Annotated in this window: 17 protein-coding genes; 4 read left to right on the plus strand and 13 right to left on the minus strand. The window is 64.6% G+C overall.

What is annotated here, in order from left to right; genetic code table 11:
• The first annotated feature begins 19 nt into the window (after positions 1 to 19).
• Positions 20 to 1,474, plus strand: a complete 1,455-nt coding sequence (gene gatB / locus Q0319_RS04275; protein WP_296468572.1) for an Asp-tRNA(Asn)/Glu-tRNA(Gln) amidotransferase subunit GatB — start codon at positions 20 to 22, stop codon at positions 1,472 to 1,474.
• Between the two features lie 92 nt (positions 1,475 to 1,566).
• On the opposite strand, the gene Q0319_RS04280 is transcribed toward gatB, so the two are convergent.
• The 4 genes from Q0319_RS04280 to Q0319_RS04295 are packed head-to-tail and all read right to left on the minus strand — an operon-like array spanning position 1,567 to position 4,464.
• Positions 1,567 to 2,355 carry a carboxymuconolactone decarboxylase family protein gene (locus Q0319_RS04280; protein ID WP_299451196.1) on the minus strand — a complete coding sequence of 263 codons (789 nt, stop codon included), beginning with the start codon at positions 2,353 to 2,355 and terminating at the stop codon, positions 1,567 to 1,569.
• 4 nt (positions 2,356 to 2,359) lie between these two features.
• Complete coding sequence (locus Q0319_RS04285) at positions 2,360 to 3,100, minus strand: N-acyl homoserine lactonase family protein (protein WP_299451197.1); 741 nt, start codon at positions 3,098 to 3,100, stop codon at positions 2,360 to 2,362.
• Positions 3,100 to 3,462 (minus strand): hypothetical protein, encoded by a 363-nt coding sequence (locus Q0319_RS04290; protein WP_299451199.1) that lies wholly within the window; start codon positions 3,460 to 3,462, stop codon positions 3,100 to 3,102. Before Q0319_RS04290 ends, Q0319_RS04285 begins: the two co-directional genes overlap by 1 nt.
• Before the next feature lie 21 nt (positions 3,463 to 3,483).
• The gene (locus Q0319_RS04295; protein ID WP_363322239.1) at positions 3,484 to 4,464 is read right to left on the minus strand and encodes a tripartite tricarboxylate transporter substrate binding protein; all 981 of its coding nucleotides are present in this window, start codon (positions 4,462 to 4,464) and stop codon (positions 3,484 to 3,486) included.
• 125 nt (positions 4,465 to 4,589) lie between these two features.
• Between Q0319_RS04295 and Q0319_RS04300 the strand changes: the two genes are divergently transcribed.
• Complete coding sequence (locus Q0319_RS04300; RefSeq protein WP_299451203.1) at positions 4,590 to 5,516, plus strand: LysR family transcriptional regulator; 927 nt, start codon at positions 4,590 to 4,592, stop codon at positions 5,514 to 5,516.
• Positions 5,517 to 5,649: 133 nt separating this feature from the next.
• On the opposite strand, the gene pyrE is transcribed toward Q0319_RS04300, so the two are convergent.
• The 6 genes from pyrE to Q0319_RS04330 form a co-directional block, all read right to left on the minus strand.
• Positions 5,650 to 6,375, minus strand: a complete 726-nt coding sequence (gene pyrE / locus Q0319_RS04305; protein WP_296468570.1) for an orotate phosphoribosyltransferase — start codon at positions 6,373 to 6,375, stop codon at positions 5,650 to 5,652.
• A gap of 339 nt (positions 6,376 to 6,714) precedes the next feature.
• Positions 6,715 to 7,581 (minus strand): SRPBCC family protein, encoded by an 867-nt coding sequence (locus tag Q0319_RS04310; RefSeq protein ID WP_299451206.1) that lies wholly within the window; start codon positions 7,579 to 7,581, stop codon positions 6,715 to 6,717.
• Positions 7,571 to 8,047: a (2Fe-2S)-binding protein gene (locus Q0319_RS04315; protein ID WP_296469988.1), complete on the minus strand. Its 477-nt coding sequence runs from the start codon at positions 8,045 to 8,047 to the stop codon at positions 7,571 to 7,573. Before Q0319_RS04315 ends, Q0319_RS04310 begins: the two co-directional genes overlap by 11 nt.
• A gap of 7 nt (positions 8,048 to 8,054) precedes the next feature.
• Entirely contained in the window at positions 8,055 to 8,921 is an 867-nt protein-coding gene (locus Q0319_RS04320; RefSeq protein WP_296469984.1) for a xanthine dehydrogenase family protein subunit M, read from the minus strand.
• Positions 8,914 to 11,223: a xanthine dehydrogenase family protein molybdopterin-binding subunit gene (locus Q0319_RS04325; protein ID WP_296469982.1), complete on the minus strand. Its 2,310-nt coding sequence runs from the start codon at positions 11,221 to 11,223 to the stop codon at positions 8,914 to 8,916. The genes Q0319_RS04320 and Q0319_RS04325 overlap by 8 nt, the downstream gene beginning before the upstream one ends.
• 35 nt (positions 11,224 to 11,258) lie before the next feature.
• Complete coding sequence (locus tag Q0319_RS04330) at positions 11,259 to 12,143, minus strand: tripartite tricarboxylate transporter substrate binding protein (RefSeq protein WP_296469993.1); 885 nt, start codon at positions 12,141 to 12,143, stop codon at positions 11,259 to 11,261.
• A 27-nt stretch (positions 12,144 to 12,170) separates the two neighbouring features.
• Between Q0319_RS04330 and Q0319_RS04335 the strand changes: the two genes are divergently transcribed.
• Both Q0319_RS04335 and Q0319_RS04340 read left to right on the plus strand, forming a co-directional pair.
• Positions 12,171 to 12,713: a MarR family transcriptional regulator gene (locus Q0319_RS04335; protein ID WP_299451209.1), complete on the plus strand. Its 543-nt coding sequence runs from the start codon at positions 12,171 to 12,173 to the stop codon at positions 12,711 to 12,713.
• A 65-nt stretch (positions 12,714 to 12,778) separates the two neighbouring features.
• A complete protein-coding gene (locus tag Q0319_RS04340; RefSeq protein WP_296469909.1) occupies positions 12,779 to 13,576 on the plus strand; it encodes an exodeoxyribonuclease III in 798 nt (265 codons plus the stop codon).
• Positions 13,577 to 13,722: 146 nt separating this feature from the next.
• Here the strand turns inward: Q0319_RS04340 and Q0319_RS04345 are convergent, their stop codons facing one another.
• Genes Q0319_RS04345 through Q0319_RS04355 form a run of 3 tightly spaced genes read right to left on the minus strand, consistent with a single transcriptional unit; the run spans position 13,723 to position 16,783 of the window.
• On the minus strand, positions 13,723 to 15,003 hold the full coding sequence (locus tag Q0319_RS04345) for a hydantoinase/carbamoylase family amidase (RefSeq protein ID WP_296469906.1): 1,281 nt from the start codon (positions 15,001 to 15,003) through the stop codon (positions 13,723 to 13,725).
• A gap of 8 nt (positions 15,004 to 15,011) precedes the next feature.
• Positions 15,012 to 15,947 carry a dihydroorotate dehydrogenase gene (locus Q0319_RS04350; RefSeq protein WP_296469903.1) on the minus strand — a complete coding sequence of 312 codons (936 nt, stop codon included), beginning with the start codon at positions 15,945 to 15,947 and terminating at the stop codon, positions 15,012 to 15,014.
• Positions 15,947 to 16,783 (minus strand): dihydroorotate dehydrogenase electron transfer subunit, encoded by an 837-nt coding sequence (locus tag Q0319_RS04355; RefSeq protein WP_296469900.1) that lies wholly within the window; start codon positions 16,781 to 16,783, stop codon positions 15,947 to 15,949. Before Q0319_RS04355 ends, Q0319_RS04350 begins: the two co-directional genes overlap by 1 nt.
• Between the last annotated feature and the right edge of the window lie 130 nt (positions 16,784 to 16,913).

The following is a 16,913-nucleotide window of genomic DNA, read 5'->3' on the forward strand; positions in this document are numbered from 1 at the left end:
CTTCAAGCGGAACGAACGTATGAACTGGGAAGTCGTCATCGGTCTGGAAACGCACGTGCAACTGTCCACGGCATCCAAGATCTTCTCGGGCAGCAGCACCCGCTTCGGGGCGCCGGCCAACATGCAGGCAAACGCCGTCGACCTAGCGCTGCCGGGCACGCTGCCGGTGATGAACCGCGGCGCGGTGGAGCGGGCGATCAAGCTCGGCCTGGCGCTCGGCTCGCACATCGCCCCTCGCTCCATCTTCGCGCGCAAGAACTACTTCTATCCCGACCTGCCCAAGAACTACCAGATCAGCCAGTACGAAATCCCGGTAGTCCAGGGCGGCTCGCTCACCTTCTTCGTGGGCGACAAGGAAAAAACCGTCCGGCTCACGCGCGCCCACCTCGAAGAAGATGCAGGCAAATCGCTGCACGACGACTTCATCGGGCCGCACGGCGAGAAATCTTCCGGCATCGACTTGAACCGCGCCGGCACGCCGCTGCTGGAAATCGTCTCGGAACCCGAGCTGCGGTCCGCCGAAGAGGCCGTGGCCTACGCCAAGGCGCTGCACGCGCTCGTGGTGTGGCTGGGCATCTGCGACGGCAACATGCAGGAAGGCTCGTTCCGCATCGACGCCAACGTCTCGGTGCGCCCCGCCGGCCAAAAGGAATTCGGCACCCGCACCGAAACCAAGAACGTCAACTCCTTCCGCTTCCTCGAACGCGCCATTCAGTACGAGGTTCGCCGCCAGATCGAGCTGATCGAAGACGGCGGCCAGGTCGTGCAGGAAACCCGGCTGTACGACCCCGACCGCGACGAAACCCGCAGCATGCGGTCCAAGGAAGATGCGCACGACTACCGCTACTTCCCCGACCCCGACTTACCGCCGCTGGTCATTTCCCAGGAATGGATCGAGCGCGTGCGCGCGGAAATGCCCGAGCTGCCGGCCGCCAAGCGCGCCCGCTTCGAGTCGGAATACGGCCTGCCGGCGTACGACGCCGCCCAGCTCACCGTCAGCCGCGCGACCGCCGATTACTTCGAGGCCGCGGTCAAGGCGCTGCCCGCCGGGCAGGCCAAGCTGGCGGCCAACTGGATCATGGGCGAACTGGCTGCGGCCCTGAACCGCGAAGAGAAAGACATCTCCCAGAGCCCGGTATCGAGCGCCCAGCTCGCGAAGCTGCTGACGCGGATCGCCGACGGCACCATTTCCAACAAGATCGCGCGCGAAGTCTTCGCGGCCATTTGGCAGGGCGAACAAGGCGGCGACGCCGACGCCATCATCGAGGCGCGTGGCCTGAAGCAAATCAGCGACACCGGCGCCATCGCCAAGATGGTCGACGACGTCATTGCAGCCAACCCGGCCATCGTGGCCGAATACCGCGCCGGCAAGGAAAAGGCCTTCAACTCCCTGGTCGGCCAGGTGATGAAAGCCGCCAAGGGCAAGGCCAACCCGCAGCAGGTCAACGAACTGCTGCGGCAAAAGCTGTCCTGATCCTCCTGCGCCCACCCTCGCGGCCCCGCCTCGCCGGGGCCGTGTCCCATCCGCTTGCGGCGGGCCGCACAGCGCTGCACTCCCCGTTCGCGTTACCCGGTCGCTCCTTCTGCAGCGCGTGGGCCGTCGCCACCGGCCGGGCGCGATAGCGCCGCCTGGCCGGCGATGAACGCCTTGCTCCCTTCTATCCAGCCAGGCACGCCGCCCGACAAAATGGCGGTCGTCATGGCATCGACGACCTCCTCAGGCGTCGCGCCGTTCTCGAGCGCGTTGACAACGTGGATTCGGGCGCCCTCCGTATAACGCTCCGACGTATTGAGCGCCACCAGCAGCAGCTCTTTGTATTTGTGGTCCAGTACTCCTTGGCGGAGGTTTTCGCTGCGCAAGATGTAGTAGCCCTGCAAGAGTTCGGGTTTGTACTCGGCCAGCAGCGTAATGAAAGGAGGCAAGCCGTGCAGCACTTGCTCAAAGTACCCCAGGATGTCCGCCACGTCCGCGGGCTCGTGGCTAGCCTCCCGATCGCCCGTCGCGGGGACGGACCGGGCGTCGACGCCGATGAGACGCAAGCCCTCGCTGTACATGTGGACACCGCGCGACGGCAGGAACACTTCCAGCGCCTCCAGCAACTCCTCGGTAGAGCCGCCGGCTTTCCTGGCAAGCTGGGCATGTAGCCGTGCCAGCTCCGAACGCCCCTGGGAGAGATATATGACGAACAAGATGAAGTGCTTGACTCGTTCCGGCAGCGAGGATCGATTAAAGATGCCCTCGGCGACATACGCCAGTCCGATGGCCTTCCTAGGGCTTAGCCTGCACAAGACATCCACCCACTCAGCCTCGCCGTAAATACTGTCGATCAACGCGCGCGCCTTGACGATATCCATAAGTTCAACTCACTTCGTTCTCGAGAATGTATTTGGCGTCATGGTTGGCCACAATGAAATCCGCGGCATTCCACACCTTGAGCATGCTGTTGTAAGCGTCCATGGCGTTCTGGTGGATGCCAGGGATGGTCAGTTCCGGAACCTCGGGACCGCGGCATTCGCAACCGCCGAAATTCTCGTGGATGCAGCAAAAGCCGGTGATCACGCCTACCCCTCGCTCGGTCCTCACCCACACGGACTGCCCGCCGGGCGTATGGCCGGGCGTGAACAGCACGCCTACGTTGTCGGTGATCTGTTGATCTCCGTCGATCAGCGTGAAATCGAGCCCTGCAATGAACGACGGGTCGTAGTACCGGTCGATAGGCTGAGGCTGGGAGGCGAACAACCATTCTTGCCGCTGCACGATTTTCTCCGCGGCCCCGAATGCGTGGATGTGCGCGATATGGTCCATGTGCAGGTGAGTCAGGATCACGCGCTGGATGTCTGCGATCCGCAGGCCGTGCGCCGCGAGCCCCTCTTCCAGTGTCTGCACGTGCTCGACGGTATCGGGAGGACGCCCCCAGGCACGGATGGCCTGCTCTGCCGTGGCGCCTGCGTCAATCAAGATGTTTTCCGGACCGTCCCGCACCAACCAGCAGTAGTAGCCGAACTCGACGTTCTGGCCAAAACCCTTCAGATAAGTGAACTTCGTCTTCTCCGCTCGGCCCAATATTTTGGCCAGCGGAATGGCGTGGATCGTCGCCATCAGGGTTCTCCATACAGGGTCAGGGCGCGCGTTCGCACGTCAATCTCCGCAATTTCGCAGGTTATGCATGTGCGTAGCGGTACTCCGTTCTTGGCGAGGGCTCCCTCTACGGCCTTCGCGATGTCCGCACTCAAGCTGGAAACGAAGCACCCATCTCGACCCGGCCGGATGCGCAGCGTCGCCGCGACGAACGCGGAGGCGCCTCGCTGGAGCACACGAAATCGTTCATGCACGACGGCCCGGCCCATGATGACGGCCGCATCGAATCCGCCAGACCGACGGCAAACCTCTACGGCCGAGTCGAGCAACTCGTCGGCCAAAGGTCCGAGATTGGCGGAAATATCGAGCGTGACGTGAGGCATAGTGGGAACTCCGGGGTCGGCTCAGTCCGTCCTGACGCCCGAGGCCTTCACCACGGCCGCCCATTTGCGCACCTCGGATTCGTAGAAGCGCTGGGCTTCAGCCATCGAGGTCACCGCGATTTCCGCCCCCATGGCGGCGAAGCGGGCCTGCAGCTCCGGATTCTTCAGCGATCGGTTGATCGCCTGGTGCAGGGTCTCCATGACAGCCGGTTCGGTAGCCGCCGGCGCGAAAATGATGAACCAGCTCGTCGAATCCATGCCTTGAACCCCGAGCTCGTCGAGAGGGGCGATGTCGGGCGCGATGGCCGACTTCTTCTTGGAGCTCAGCCCCAGCGCCTTCAATGTGCCGGCCCGGATGTGAGGCAAGGTCGTCATGATGCTGTCGAACACGACCGGCACCTGGTTGCCCAGCACATCGTTCAGAGCGGGTGCTGCGCCGCGGTATGGCACGTGTGACATCTTGATGCCGGCGATGTCGGCAAACTGCTGCATGAACAGGTGTGATCCGGAACCATTGCCGGCGCTCGCGTAATGGATGTCCTCGCCGGCCCTGGCCCGGGCGATCAATTTCTGGACGGAATCGATGCCCGACCCGGCGCCGGCCAGCAGGACATACGGCGACGTGGACACCATGGCGACCGCGCGCAGCTGCGTGACCGGGTCGAAGCTGAGCGATTTGTACAGCGAAGGATTGATCGACAACGCGATGCTGCCGAACAACAGGGTATAGCCGTCAGGTGCCGACTTCACGACGCGGTCGGTGGCGATGTTCCCACCGGCGCCGGCCAGATTCTCCACGATCACGGATTGCCCAAGTTCACCGGATAGAACCCCGCCTAAGGCACGGGCCGCTACATCCACCCCGCCGCCCGGCGGAAATCCGACCATCAGGCGAACAGGCTTGGTTGGAAAGGCCGGTGCTGCAGAAGCACTCCAGGCCGCGGCGCCCAAGCAGAGCGCACACGCGATAAACACCCGCCGAGCCAAGGCGGCGGACGACATTGAAAATGTGACCGGGCGCACGAAAGTCTCCTGAGGTAGTTGTTATGCCGCGATGGTAGAGTGCGAGGCCACAGTCGAGGTTTTATTCAGCTGATAGCGCGATTTATCTTTTAAATGGGGCGCACATGAAATTGCCTCTGCTTTCGACACGGGAAATGCGTAACTTCGTATTGTTGGCGGGCAGCGCCTCCATCAAAGAGGCTGCCGAGAAGTGCGCACTTTCCCAGCCAGCCCTGAGCCTTCAACTCAAGCATCTGGAAAGCAAACTCGGGACGCAATTGGTGCGGCGCGCCAACACACACAAAGGCATCGAACTCACGCCGGCCGGGGAAGAATTCCTGAGAGCGGCGCGCCAGGCGCTCCAGATACTGAACGAGGCTGTGGCGCATATCGCGCCCGCATCCGTTACCCACGCCGGAATTCTGCGGGTCGCATGCCTGCCATCGCTCGTTCCCGACATCGTCTCACCCATCTTGGCCAATCTGGCCAAGAGCTGGCGCGACGCCCACCTCTCCGTTCTAGATAGCGATTCGGGTGCATGCTCCACCCTGTTGAGCTCGGGCAAGTGCGAAGTCGCGATTTGCTCCCGGCCCGTCAACGGCCCCGAACTGAGATCCGAGCTACTCTTTTCAGAACGATTCTGCGCCGTGCTTCGCCGCGACCACGCCTTGGCCCACCGCTCGTACCTGACGCTGGACGACTTCGTAGGTTCAACCCTGGTAAACCTGGCGGACAATCAGCGCGTCAATGCGAGCCTGCTTGCGCGCGCCATCCCCTCCATCCAGGTGAACACGATCACCGCACTCGAAAGCTTGCTCGCCCGCGGGGCCGGCGCCGCGATCATTGCCCAGTCAACGGCCGAATCGATACATCATTCAGCACTGCTGAAGATCCCGCTCGCCGACGCCGAGATCACCCGGCAAATATTCCTCTCCTGGATCGACAGCCCCAATCCGCTGGTCGACGCATTCCTGAGACAACTGCGCACCTATGCGAAAAGCGCGCCGCAGGGATCGGCCTTGTCCCCTTCCCCCGCCCCAGGCGGCGCGTAGGCCCGCCACCGCACAAGCATGCATGGGCGCACGCCGGGGAGACTGCAGAGGGCCCCTGCCGAACAACCGCAGAATCCGGCTCGGCTGAACGGGGTTTGCGCCGCAGCCCACCCGCGGGCCGCGGCTTGGTGGTTCAGATCACCCCATAGCGGGCGCGATAGGCAAGCACGGCTTCCCGATGCTGCTCGAACTCACCGTTGCCGCCGCCTTGCTGGATCATGTCGAGGATGTCGTCGAGCGACGCGATGCTGACGACCGGACACCCGTTCGTCCGCTCGACGTCCTGGACGGCGGAATGCTCCGACAAGGCATCGTCGGGGCCCACGCGTTCCATGCGGTCCAAGGCGATCAGCACGGCGGCGGGACGGGCCCCGGCGGCCTGGATGAGCCGCACCGATTCCCGCACCGAAGTACCGGCCGTAATCACGTCGTCGATGATGACGACCCGTCCTTTCAGCGGTGCGCCGACCAGCGAGCCGCCTTCACCGTGGTCCTTGGCCTCTTTGCGGTTAAACGCAAACGGGACGTCGCGGCCGCGGGCGGCGAGCGCCACCGACGTCGCGGTCACGAGCGGGATGCCCTTGTAGGCCGGGCCGTACAGCATGTCGAACTCGACGCCGGAAGCCAGCAGGGCTTCGGCATAGAACTCGGCCAGCCGGCCGACGGCCGCGCCGCTGTTGAACAGGCCGGCGTTGAAGAAGTAGGGGCTCAGACGCCCTGCCTTGGTCGTAAACGAACCAAATCGCAACACGCCGAGTTCGGTGGCGAACCGGACGAAATCGGTGCGAAAACGATTCTTGTCGATCGTAGGGTCGGGGACTGGGCTGATAGCGATAGCGGTCTGGGGCACGGCGGTCATGGTACGTAGTCACAACGGCACAGGGGAAGGCCTTCCCCCGGCGGCGCAATAGGCCAGGGTGATTGTAAAACGGGAGGGGGCCAGGGGGCGAATGGGGGGCAGGGCGAGAGAACCCCTACCGGCCCGCGGCCGGCTACTCGCGAATGCCAGGGACGGGCCGGCGAACCGGCGGTCGCGAGGGCTACGTTCCCCGGGCCAGACCCGACACACTGCCGGCCAAGCGCTAGACAGCCGGGAGCGGGTTCGCGGACCGCGTCGCCGGGGCCGGGGCAATAAGAAAAAGGCAGGTGTCGGCCATCTGCCGGCACCGGCCTTAGTCGTTCGCGCTTACCGCTTACTTTACTTGAGCACGTCGCGCAGCCAGTCCGCGCACTCCTTGGCACTCGAGGCCGGCCAATCGACGGTCAAAGATGTGTCGCCGCGCCGCAGCTCCACATGGATGACACCTGAAGACGAGCGGCCCAGCAGGCGCGACAGCCAACCAGCCTCGGAGGCGCCACGTGACACCGGAACGCCGTTGATGCTGCCCTGGACCGACGCGGCGTCGGTCGCCGCGGCTGGAGCGGAAGGCGATGCAGCGGGGCCGGCAGCCGAGGCTGGCGCCGCGGGAGCTGGCGTTGCTGCAGGCGTAGGCGCCGCGGCCGGCGCTGCCGTGGAAGCACCGGCCGGCACGGCCGAAGCCACCGCTTGGGCAGCGGGCTTGCCCGCCTCGGCGGTGCCGACGCGCGTCACCGTGACGTTTGCCGCGCCGGGAACCTCGCCACCCGCCAGGCGCGTAGCCAGGTTCTGGCTGAATTCTTCCCACATCCGGTCGGCCTTGGTCTTCATGACGCTCAGGCCGAAGGTCCCCAGCCGGCCGAGGACGTCGACCTTGACCTTGGTGCGCAGCTCGGTTTGTCCGCCGGGCAGTTCCTTCAGGAACACTTCGCTCTGCTGCTTGAGCGAGCTCGCCACCGAGGCATCCTCGCCGGTGCCCTCGGCCCGCAGGTACTCGGGCGCGCGCTGTTCGACGATGCGCGTCTTGAGCTTGAACTTGGCGCTGATGAAGCTGATCTTGACGTGAATGACCGCGTTGTATTCGACGTCGCTGATCACCTCGATCGATTTCATGCCCGGCACGCAGCTGGCCATGACGGTCGGGTCCAGCAACATCTCCCAGACCTTGGCGGCCGGGGCGGGCACGGTCAAAACCTTCTCAATTTCCATTCATTTTCTCCGAGGCGTCGAGAATGGACTCGACGATCTGGGCATAACCCGTGCACCGGCACAGATTGCCGTTCAACCCTTCGCGCACCTCGTCGGCCGTGGGCCGCGGATTGCGCTTGAGCAGATGGCAGGCCGTCATCAACATGCCCGGCGTGCAGTAGCCGCACTGCAGGCCGCCGCATTCCATGAAGCTCTTCTGCAGGGGATGAAGCTCGTCGCCTTTGGCCAGGCCTTCGACGGTGGTAATGCTGCGTCCGTTCGCCTGCACCGCCAGCGACAAACACGACTTGACCACCTCGCCATCGACCAGCACGGAGCAGGCGCCGCAAATGCCGGTTTCGCAGCCGCGCTTGGTACCGGTCAGGTTCAAGTCGTCGCGCAGGAAGTCCGACAGCATGCGGCGTGCGGGTACTTCGACGCTGTGTTTCTCACCGTTTACGGTGACTTCGATCAAATGCTTGCTCATGATGTCTTCACTCCTCGGCCAAGCCGTAGAGGCCGGCGATGGTGCGCCGGGCCACGACCCGTACCATGTCTCGGCGAAACTCCGCGGAGCCACGCAAATCGGACACCGGCTCGATGTCCGCGGCGACGATCTCCGCTGCCTCGGCCGCGACCTCGCGCGTGATGGCCTTGCCGGCCAGGAACTGCTCGGCGCGGGGAACACGGCAGGGAATGGGCGTGGAGGCGCCGACGGTCAGCACCGCCTCACGGCACACGTTGCCGCTGCGGCGCGTGGCCAGCGACAGGCCGATCAACGGGCGATGCTCGGCGGCGGTACGCAGGAAACGGGTATAGCGGCCGGAGAAATCCGCGGCAGGCGCCGGCACGCGGATTTCCACCACGACTTCGTCCGGCTCGATGGCGGTCACGTAGTAATCCACCAAGAACGCTTCGAGCGACAACACCCGCTCTCCGCGGGTGCTGCCGAGCACCACGCTCGCACCGAGCGACATCAGGCAGGTCGGGGGATCGGTGGACGGATCGGCATAACAGAGATTGCCGCCCACCGTGCCTTGGTTGCGGACTTGCGGATTGGCCACCCTCGCCGCCATGTCGGCCAGCATCGGATAGTGCTGTTTGACGATGGGCGAATCGGCCAGGTCGATGTGGCGCGTCAGGGCGCCGATGCGCAGCCCGTTCACGGGATCGAAGTGGATGCCGCGCAAGGCCTCTATCCGCGCCACGGAAATGATGTGCGAAGGCATGAGCATGCGCTGGCGCATGGCCAGCATGAGCGCGGTGCCTCCGGCCATGACGCGGCAATCTTCGCCGAGGTCCGCCAGCATGCGGCTGGCCTCGGCCACGGATGCCGGCTCGAGGAAGTCGAAATCACGCATGATGGGTACCTCCTTGTTCCTGTTCGCGTGCCTGGCGTTGGGCGCGCAGCCCCGCCAGCACCTTCTCGGGCGTGATGGGCAAGTCCGTAATGCGGACGCCGATGGCGTCGTAGACGGCATTGGCGATCGCGGCCGCGCCGGGCAGGATTGCGGTCTCGCTCGCGCCTTTCGCGCCATACGGACCGTTGGGATCGTTGGACTCCACGATGCCCGAACGCAACAAAGGAATCGAGTCGGCCGTAGGCATGTTGTAGTCGGCGAAGTTACCGTTCACCAGCCGCCCGTTTTCCAGGTGCATCTGCTCGTACAACGCCCACCCCATGGCCTGCGTCGCAGCGCCATTGCTCTGTCCGTGGACGGCCAACGGGTTGAAGGCTTTGCCGCAGTCGTCGGAGAGGAACGAATCCAGCACCGTCACTTGGCCGGTCTCGGTATCCACCTCGACCTCGACGATTTGCGCCGCATACGTATGGGCGGGCGCGATATTGCCGTGGACATTGCCGTGCATGACCGTCTTGGCGTCCCAGGTCGCGCTGACCTGGATGCCCTCGCCATCATGACGCCATATGTGCAGCTTGGCGATTTCGGCCAACGTGGCCTTTTTCTCGTGATCGTCGACGGCGCGGATCAGGCCGTCCGCGATTTCGAGCTTGTCGGCGGGCACGCCAAGCCTCTCCGCCGCCAGGTTCAGCAGCGCCTCGCGCGCCTTGCGTCCGGCCAAGATGGCCGCATTGCCGGCGGCGATGGTCACGCGCGACGCCAGCGAGCCAATGGCGTACGGGGAAACGTCCGTATCGGGTGCCACCACGTGTACGTGGGAGAGCGGAATGTTGAGCTCGTGGGCGACCACTTGGCTCAACATCGTCATCGCGCCCTGCCCCATGTCGCACTCGCCGCTATGGACGATCACGCGGCCGTCCTCATTGACCTTCACGACGACGGTGGAGCCATCCCAATCGCCGATCGTGCGGTTGCCGCTGACGTGCATGGCGGCAGCCATGCCGATGCCCCGGCGCTTGACACCGGTCTTGCGCGATGCGTCGGCGCGCTTGGCATGCCACTGCATGGCCTCGACGCATTGGTCGATGCACTCGCGCAAGCCCGTGCTGCCGATTTTCCAGCCGTGAATGGACGTGTCGCCGACCTCGTGCGCGTTGCGCTTGTGGATCTCGATGGGATCGAGCCCCAGCTTCTCGGCCATCATGTGGATGTGGCTGTTCAGCGCGAACTGCATCTGCGTGCCGCCGAAGCCGCGGAACGCGCCATGAGGCGGATTGTTCGTATAGACCAGCGTCGCGTGCGAGCGCACATTCTTCAGGCGGTGCATGTTGTCGCTGCGCATGGCAGTCACGTGCATGACCTCGGCAGAAAGCCCGCTATAGGCGCCGCACTCAGCGATGATGCGCACGTCCTTGGCGGTGATGATGCCGTCCTTGGTCATGCCGAGCTTGAGCGTGATGCGCTCAGGCACGCTGGAACAGCAGGCGAGGAAATCCTCGAGCCGGTTGTTCACCAGGCGCACCGGCTTGCCGGTCCGCAGCGCCAACAGCCCCGCGATGAGGTTGTTAGCGTCTTCCACGAGCTTGCCACCGAAGCCGCCGCCCGTCGTGGCCTGCATCACGCGGATGCGCGAGACGGGAAGCTCCAGGGCAGCAGCCAGCCGGGCCCGGGCCTGGAATATCGATTGGGTCGAGGTCCAGACTTGCAGCCGGCCGTCTGCATCGATGGTGGCAACGGTCGCCATGGGCTCGAGATAGCCCGGGTACTGCGAATGGCAGACGTAGGTAGCCTCGTAGACGAGGTCGGCCTCGGCAAAGCCGGCCTCTACGTCGCCGATGTGAAACTTGATCTCGTGCGAGATGTTGTTGCGCCCGGGATGAACACCCGGCGCCTCTTCGTCCAGCGCTTCCTCGGGAGTCAGGATGGCGGGCAATTCCTCATATTCGACCTGGATCAGATCGAGCGCATCGCGCGCGATCTCCTCGGTCACGGCAGCCACGGCCGCCACTTCCTCGCCCGCGAACCGCACGACGCCATCCGCCAGGATGCGGCGCTCCTTGTGATGTACGCCCCACATGGCGCGCGGCGCATCCGCGCCGGTGAGCACTGCCTTGACCCCCGGCAGCGCCAGCGCTGCCGAAGTGTCGATGCGGACGATGCGCGCGTGCGGGTAGGGGCTGCGCAGCACTTTGGCGTGCAGCATGCCTGCGACCTTGACGTCGCCCGCATACTGCGCGCGCCCCAACACCTTGGATCGTGCAGTTACTTGCGGCACCGGGGTGCCTAGCGTCGATGCGTTCATCCTGTACTCCCGATAGTCTCGTCCCTGCCTCCGCCTTATTGGGCCTTGATGCCCAGGGACTTGATGATGCCGCCGACCACCTCGTATTCGCGTGCGTTCGTGCGACCAAGCTCAGCCGGTTCGCCGCCATGCGGGAACGCGCCGTACGTGGCGAGTTTCTCGACGACTTCCTTGTCTTTGAGGATTTCGTTCAGGTGACCGTTGAGCAACTTAACGATTTCAGCCGGCGTGCCCTTGGGCGCGAAGAAGCCGTTCCATGCTCCCACGATGATGTCCTTGTAGCCGGACTCGACCAAAGTGGGGATATTGGGCGCGAGCGGGGTGCGCTGGGCGTCGCCGACGGCGAGCGGCACCAGGCGGCCGGCTGCGAAGTACTGCGTGACCGGCCCCAGCGTGACCCATGCCGTATCGATGTGGCCGGCCACCACGTCGGTCACCGACGGGCCGACGCCGCGATAGGGGACATGCTGGATGTTGACCTTGGCTTCGCGGTTCAGCCATTCGGCCACGACGTGCATGGGCGACCCGGCGCCAGGGCTGCCATAAGACACCGGCTTGCCTTCCTTGGCCGCCGCGATCATGTCCTTCACGCTCTTGAAGCCGGACTTGGGATTGGCCACGAGCACCAACGGCTGGACGGCGGTTTGGATGATGGGCTCGAACCCGTTGAGCACGTCATAGCTCTGGGCAGGCGTCAGCCCCAGCACCATGGGCGCCGTCGTGAACGGATTGGGCGTGAAGAGCAAGGTGTAGCCGTCCGGTGCGGCGCGGCCTACATAGGCATTGCCGACCGTGCCACCGGCGCCGCCCTTGTTTTCGACGATCACCGATTGCTTCAGGCGCCCGGCGAGTTTGTCAGCAAACAGGCGCGCGATGGCGTCGGTATCCCCTCCGGGCGGGTACGACACGACCACGGTAATCGGCTTGGACGGGTATGCGGAGGCAGCATGAGCGACCCCCGCGCCGGCAACACAGGCTACAGCCGCGGCGGCGGCGACCCCTGCCCTTGGGTAGGCCTCGACGAACAAGGTACGGGGCTGTCCGTGGACGACTTCATCACCACCCTCGTCGTCCGCACGGCCAACTCGCTCCGGCGCGTCGTCACCTTGCCTTACGCCGAACAGTTCGGATTGACCATGGCCGAATGGCGCATGCTCTCGGTCGTAGCCGAGGCCGAACCGCTCCCATTTTCGGAAGTGGTCAAGCGATCGGAGACCGACAAATCGCTGGTGAGCCGCGCGCTGCGACAGCTCGAAACCCGTGGCCTCGTGGAGCTCGAAGCAGTGGACGGCGCCTACCGGCGGGGTGTGACCTGCCGGCTCTCCAAACAAGGCAAGGCGCTATACAAACGCGCCATGCCCGTCGCCCAACGGGCGCAAGCCGCCATGATCCGCGTCTTGAACGACGAAGAGCGCCTGGTGCTGTACAAGACCCTCCACAAGCTGCGCCGCGCCTGCCGGGACGAAGAAGGCGACTTGGACGAGCCGTGAGCGCCGGGCCTAGACGGTGCACCGCGTAGAATTCGGCCAGTCACAGCGTATTTCAGGAGCCGATTTTGCTGCGCATCGTATCGATCAACCTGAACGGCATCCGTTCTGCCGCCCGCAAGGGCTTCTACCCGTGGCTCGCCTCGACCGGGGCGGACGTCGTCTGCCTGCAGGAGCTCAAGGCCCAGGATGCGGACATCACTGAGGAAATGCGGCACCCGCCAGGGTACGAGGGGCATTTCTTTCCTGCGCAGAAAAAGGGGTACAGCGGTGTCGGCGCTTACGTGAAACGCGCCTGCGAGTCGGTGCTTTGCGGTTTCGACAAAGAAGAATTCGACGCAGAAGGCCGCATCCTGCGCCTGGACTGGCCCGGACTGACCGTGGTCAGCGCCTACCTGCCTTCGGGCAGTAGCGGGGACGAACGCCAACAAGCCAAGTACCGCTTCCTCGACCGCTTCGCGCCGTGGCTCGCCGCCCTCATGGATGAACATCGACGCACCGGACGTGAGTTCGTGATCTGCGGCGACTGGAACATCGCGCACAAAGAGATCGACCTCAAGAACTGGAAAAGCAACCAGAAGAACAGCGGTTTCCTGCCCGAGGAACGCGCATGGATGACCAAGGTGTTCGACGAAATCGGCTGGGTGGACGTTTACCGGCGGCTACACCCGGATACGACGGGCGAATCCTATACCTGGTGGAGCAACCGCGGGCAGGCATGGGCGAAGAACGTGGGGTGGCGCATCGATTACCAAGTCGCAACGCCCGGCATCGCCGCGGCAGCCCGCACGGCCAGCATTTACAAGGAAGAACGATTCTCCGACCATGCGCCACTGACGATCGATTACGAGTGGAAGCTCAGCTGAGCAGGCACACGGCCCCCCTGGGCCAGGAAGCCAGGCTTGCGGCAGCCTGGCAAAGAAAAGGGCTCCCTCCTGCGCAACGCGCTGGATATGATCGACATCGCATGCGATCAGCCATCCCCAAGGGCCCCGACAATGAAACGAGTCCGCTATCCCAATCTCGGCAGCGCCTGGTAGAGCAGCTCCACGCCTGACATGAAGTCATCGAGGTCCATGGCCTCGGCAGGATTGTGCGATCCGTTCTCGTTGCGGATGAAGATCATGGCCGACGGAATGCCCGCATTCGCGAACAAGGCGGCATCATGGCCGGCACCGCTGGGCACGCGCTCGGCAGGCAAGCCGAGCTCAGCCGAAGCGTCGAGCAGCGCCTGGACCAGTTTCGAATCCATCGTGGCCGGCGCCGACTCGATGCGCCGGTCGAATTCGAACCGTACCCCGCGCTGGCGGGCCACGGCATCGCACTCAACGCGCATCACGCGGTAAAACTCTTCCAGCGTCACGGTGCTTTCGCTGCGCACCTCAAAGCTGAAATCCACCCGCCCCGGAATGCGCGACACCGCATGTTCGGCCGGGTCGGTACCCATCACGCCGGCGGTCACGACCAAGTCATTGCCACGTTCGAGCAGCACGCGCCAATGCTCGTCCAGCCGCATCAGCAGGTCCGACACGGCGAATACCGCGTCCTTGCGCAGCCAGCGCGGCACCGCCCCGGAGTGCCCCGCCTCGCCAATGCAGCGCACTGCGTTGTGGCGGATATTGCCCCGTATGCCCGATACGATCGCGGTCGGCCACTTGCGGGCCACCATCAACGGCCCTTGCTCGATGTGCAATTCGACGTAGGCTTTCACGCCCTCGACCCAGGGCATGGGCCGGCCGGCGACGATGCGATCTACGTCAGCGCCCACGCTAGCCATGGCTTCGGCCAACGTACGGCCGCTGCGCTTGTTGCGCAACTCGAGGTCCTCTGGCCGGAGCTTACCCAGGATGGCGCTCGATCCCATGTAGGCCTTGCCGAACCACGCGCTCTCTTCGCCCCGCATCGCGGCGACCCATACGGGATGCGGCAATGAAACGGCCTCGTCCTTTAGCCGCTTCAAGCACAGCAGCCCGGCGATCACGCCGGCAAGCCCGTCATAATTGCCACCCTGGGGCACGGAATCAACGTGCGAGCCGCATACCACGGCCGCCCCGCTGCCCTGCCCAGGCAGGGAGAACACGACGTTGGCGGCGGGGTCTGTCTCGGCGGCGATGCCGTGCCGACGAGCCCATTCCACCAGCGCCTCCAGGCATGCAGTCTCGGTCGGCCCGTAGCTCTCGCGCGAGACGCCGACGCCGTCGAAACTCAGGTCGCGTATGTGCGCGAACAACTCGGCCGCGTCCTGCGCCCCCGGAATACCCTTGCCTTTGACCGCCTCGATCGATGCCGTCATGTCAGACCTCAAGCCATGGCCTCGAAGGGCTCGAATCCGCTGTCTTCCACGGCTCCCACGAGACCTTGCAGGTTGGGCAAGCCGTTGCGGCGGCAGTATTGGACGAGGCCGTCAATGATCTCGACCATCGCCGTGGGATGCACGAAGGTCGCGGTCCCGACCTGCACTGCGCTCGCGCCGGCAAGCATGTACTCGATGGCATCGTCGGCGGTCGAGACGCCCCCGCAACCGACGATGGGAATAGACACGGCGCGATGGCACTGATAGACCATGCGTACGACGATGGGCTTGACCGCAGGGCCAGACAAGCCCCCCATGACATTGCCGAGCTTCGGGCGGCGCGTCTCGATGTCGATCGCCATGCCGAGGATGGTATTGGCGACGACGAGGGCATCGGCGCCTTCTTCCTGGGCCGCATGCGCCACGTTGGCGATCTCTCCCGTGTTGGGGGTCAGCTTCACCCACAAAGGCAGCGAGGTGGACGCGCGCAAGGCCTTGACCACTGCCGCCGTGGACCGGGCGTGCATGGCGAACGCCTTGCCGTCTTCCTCGATGTTGGGGCACGAAATGTTGGCCTCGATGGCGGCAACGCCCTCCACCGCCGACAACTCGGCCGCCAAGCGGGCAAACCCCTCGCTCGAGGGCGCCGAGATGCTCACCACCAGCGGCGGGGAAAAGCGCCGGTAGAACGGGATGCTTTCGCTGATGAAATAGTCGGAACCTTTGCTCGGAATGCCGATGGCATTGAGCATGCCCCCATGCACCTCCGCCACGCGCGGCACGGGGTTCCCAGTGCGCTTCTCGCGCGTGATGGTCTTGGTGACGAACGCCCCCAGCCGGTTGAGGTCGATGGTATGGGCCAGGCCGTCGGCGAACGTGCCCGATGCGGGCATCACGGGATTGGACAGGCGCAATCCCCCTACGTCTACGGACAGGTCGATCATCACACCACCTCCGCAAGGGGAAATACGGGACCGTCCCAGCAGACGCGCTTGCTGACCAGCTGGTCATCCACGCGGAAAGCACGCACGCAGCAATAGCACATGCCAAGGCCGCAAGCCATCTGCTGTTCCATCGCGACTTCGCCAGGCACAGCCAACTCCTTGCCCAGCCGCCGCATCAGCGCGGTCAATCGCGCGGAGCCGCAGGTATAGAAAGCATCGGCGCGGCCGGCGGCATGCAACTCGCGCAACAGGCGCTCGACATTCTCGACCGAACTCGTGCCGGCCGCGTCGGTGACTTCGATGAGCGTGGCGCCAATGGCTGCAAACCGGTCCTGGGACATCAAGCTGGCCGAGTTGCGTGCACTGAGGATGGCGGTCACGCCCACGCCGGCGGTGGACGCAAGCTCGGCCAGCGGCGCCAGCGTCGCGAGTCCGACGCCGCGCCCGAGCACGACGATGTGGCGAACCTGGGGCGGCAGCGTGAAGCCCACGCCCAGCGGGCCCAGCATGGGAAGCTTGTCCCCCGGTGCGAGCGTCGCCAGCCCACGCGTGCCGGCGCCGGTGACTTTGTAGAGGAACTCCACCCTTCCCGTGGCCGGATCGGCCCGGTAGGTGCTCATGGGGCGGCGAAAGAAAGGCGCATCCTGGTCCGTGGAAGGACACAGCAGGTGGAAGAACTGGCCTGCCTTTGCGCCAGCGGCGGGCCATCCGGCATCCAGCACCAAGTGCTTGTAGTCTGGGTTGACCCATTCATTGCTAATGACCCTGCCGCAAGTGTCCGGCGAGGATTGTTCGATACAGCTGCCAGCCCGTGGCGCGGACATTACAACGTTCATACCCGATTCCTTTGCTGCGCGGAAAATCCCGGCGCTCGATACTTCGTTCGTCCCAGGCGATGGGTACGGTTTGCGCCGATCCGTGCTCATCGCCATGTGAAAACTGCGCGGGCGGCGAAAAGGCGAAAAT

It is taken from the genome of uncultured Pigmentiphaga sp., assembly GCF_937950555.1.
Classification (GTDB): Bacteria; Pseudomonadota; Gammaproteobacteria; order Burkholderiales; family Burkholderiaceae_B; genus Pigmentiphaga.

What these genes read in the sequence shown, in the direction of transcription:
- gatB (WP_296468572.1), top strand. Translation starts at nt 20, where the DNA reads ATGAACTGGGAAGTCGTCATCGGTCTGGAAACGCACGTGCAACTGTCC.
- Q0319_RS04280 (WP_299451196.1), bottom strand. Translation starts at nt 2,355, where the DNA reads ATGGATATCGTCAAGGCGCGCGCGTTGATCGACAGTATTTACGGCGAG.
- Q0319_RS04285 (WP_299451197.1), bottom strand. Translation starts at nt 3,100, where the DNA reads ATGGCGACGATCCACGCCATTCCGCTGGCCAAAATATTGGGCCGAGCG.
- Q0319_RS04290 (WP_299451199.1), bottom strand. Translation starts at nt 3,462, where the DNA reads ATGCCTCACGTCACGCTCGATATTTCCGCCAATCTCGGACCTTTGGCC.
- Q0319_RS04295 (WP_363322239.1), bottom strand. Translation starts at nt 4,464, where the DNA reads ATGTCGTCCGCCGCCTTGGCTCGGCGGGTGTTTATCGCGTGTGCGCTC.
- Q0319_RS04300 (WP_299451203.1), top strand. Translation starts at nt 4,590, where the DNA reads ATGAAATTGCCTCTGCTTTCGACACGGGAAATGCGTAACTTCGTATTG.
- pyrE (WP_296468570.1), bottom strand. Translation starts at nt 6,375, where the DNA reads ATGACCGCCGTGCCCCAGACCGCTATCGCTATCAGCCCAGTCCCCGAC.
- Q0319_RS04310 (WP_299451206.1), bottom strand. Translation starts at nt 7,581, where the DNA reads ATGGAAATTGAGAAGGTTTTGACCGTGCCCGCCCCGGCCGCCAAGGTC.
- Q0319_RS04315 (WP_296469988.1), bottom strand. Translation starts at nt 8,047, where the DNA reads ATGAGCAAGCATTTGATCGAAGTCACCGTAAACGGTGAGAAACACAGC.
- Q0319_RS04320 (WP_296469984.1), bottom strand. Translation starts at nt 8,921, where the DNA reads ATGCGTGATTTCGACTTCCTCGAGCCGGCATCCGTGGCCGAGGCCAGC.
- Q0319_RS04325 (WP_296469982.1), bottom strand. Translation starts at nt 11,223, where the DNA reads ATGAACGCATCGACGCTAGGCACCCCGGTGCCGCAAGTAACTGCACGA.
- Q0319_RS04335 (WP_299451209.1), top strand. Translation starts at nt 12,171, where the DNA reads ATGAGCGACCCCCGCGCCGGCAACACAGGCTACAGCCGCGGCGGCGGC.
- Q0319_RS04345 (WP_296469906.1), bottom strand. Translation starts at nt 15,003, where the DNA reads ATGACGGCATCGATCGAGGCGGTCAAAGGCAAGGGTATTCCGGGGGCG.
- Q0319_RS04350 (WP_296469903.1), bottom strand. Translation starts at nt 15,947, where the DNA reads ATGATCGACCTGTCCGTAGACGTAGGGGGATTGCGCCTGTCCAATCCC.
- Q0319_RS04355 (WP_296469900.1), bottom strand. Translation starts at nt 16,783, where the DNA reads ATGAACGTTGTAATGTCCGCGCCACGGGCTGGCAGCTGTATCGAACAA.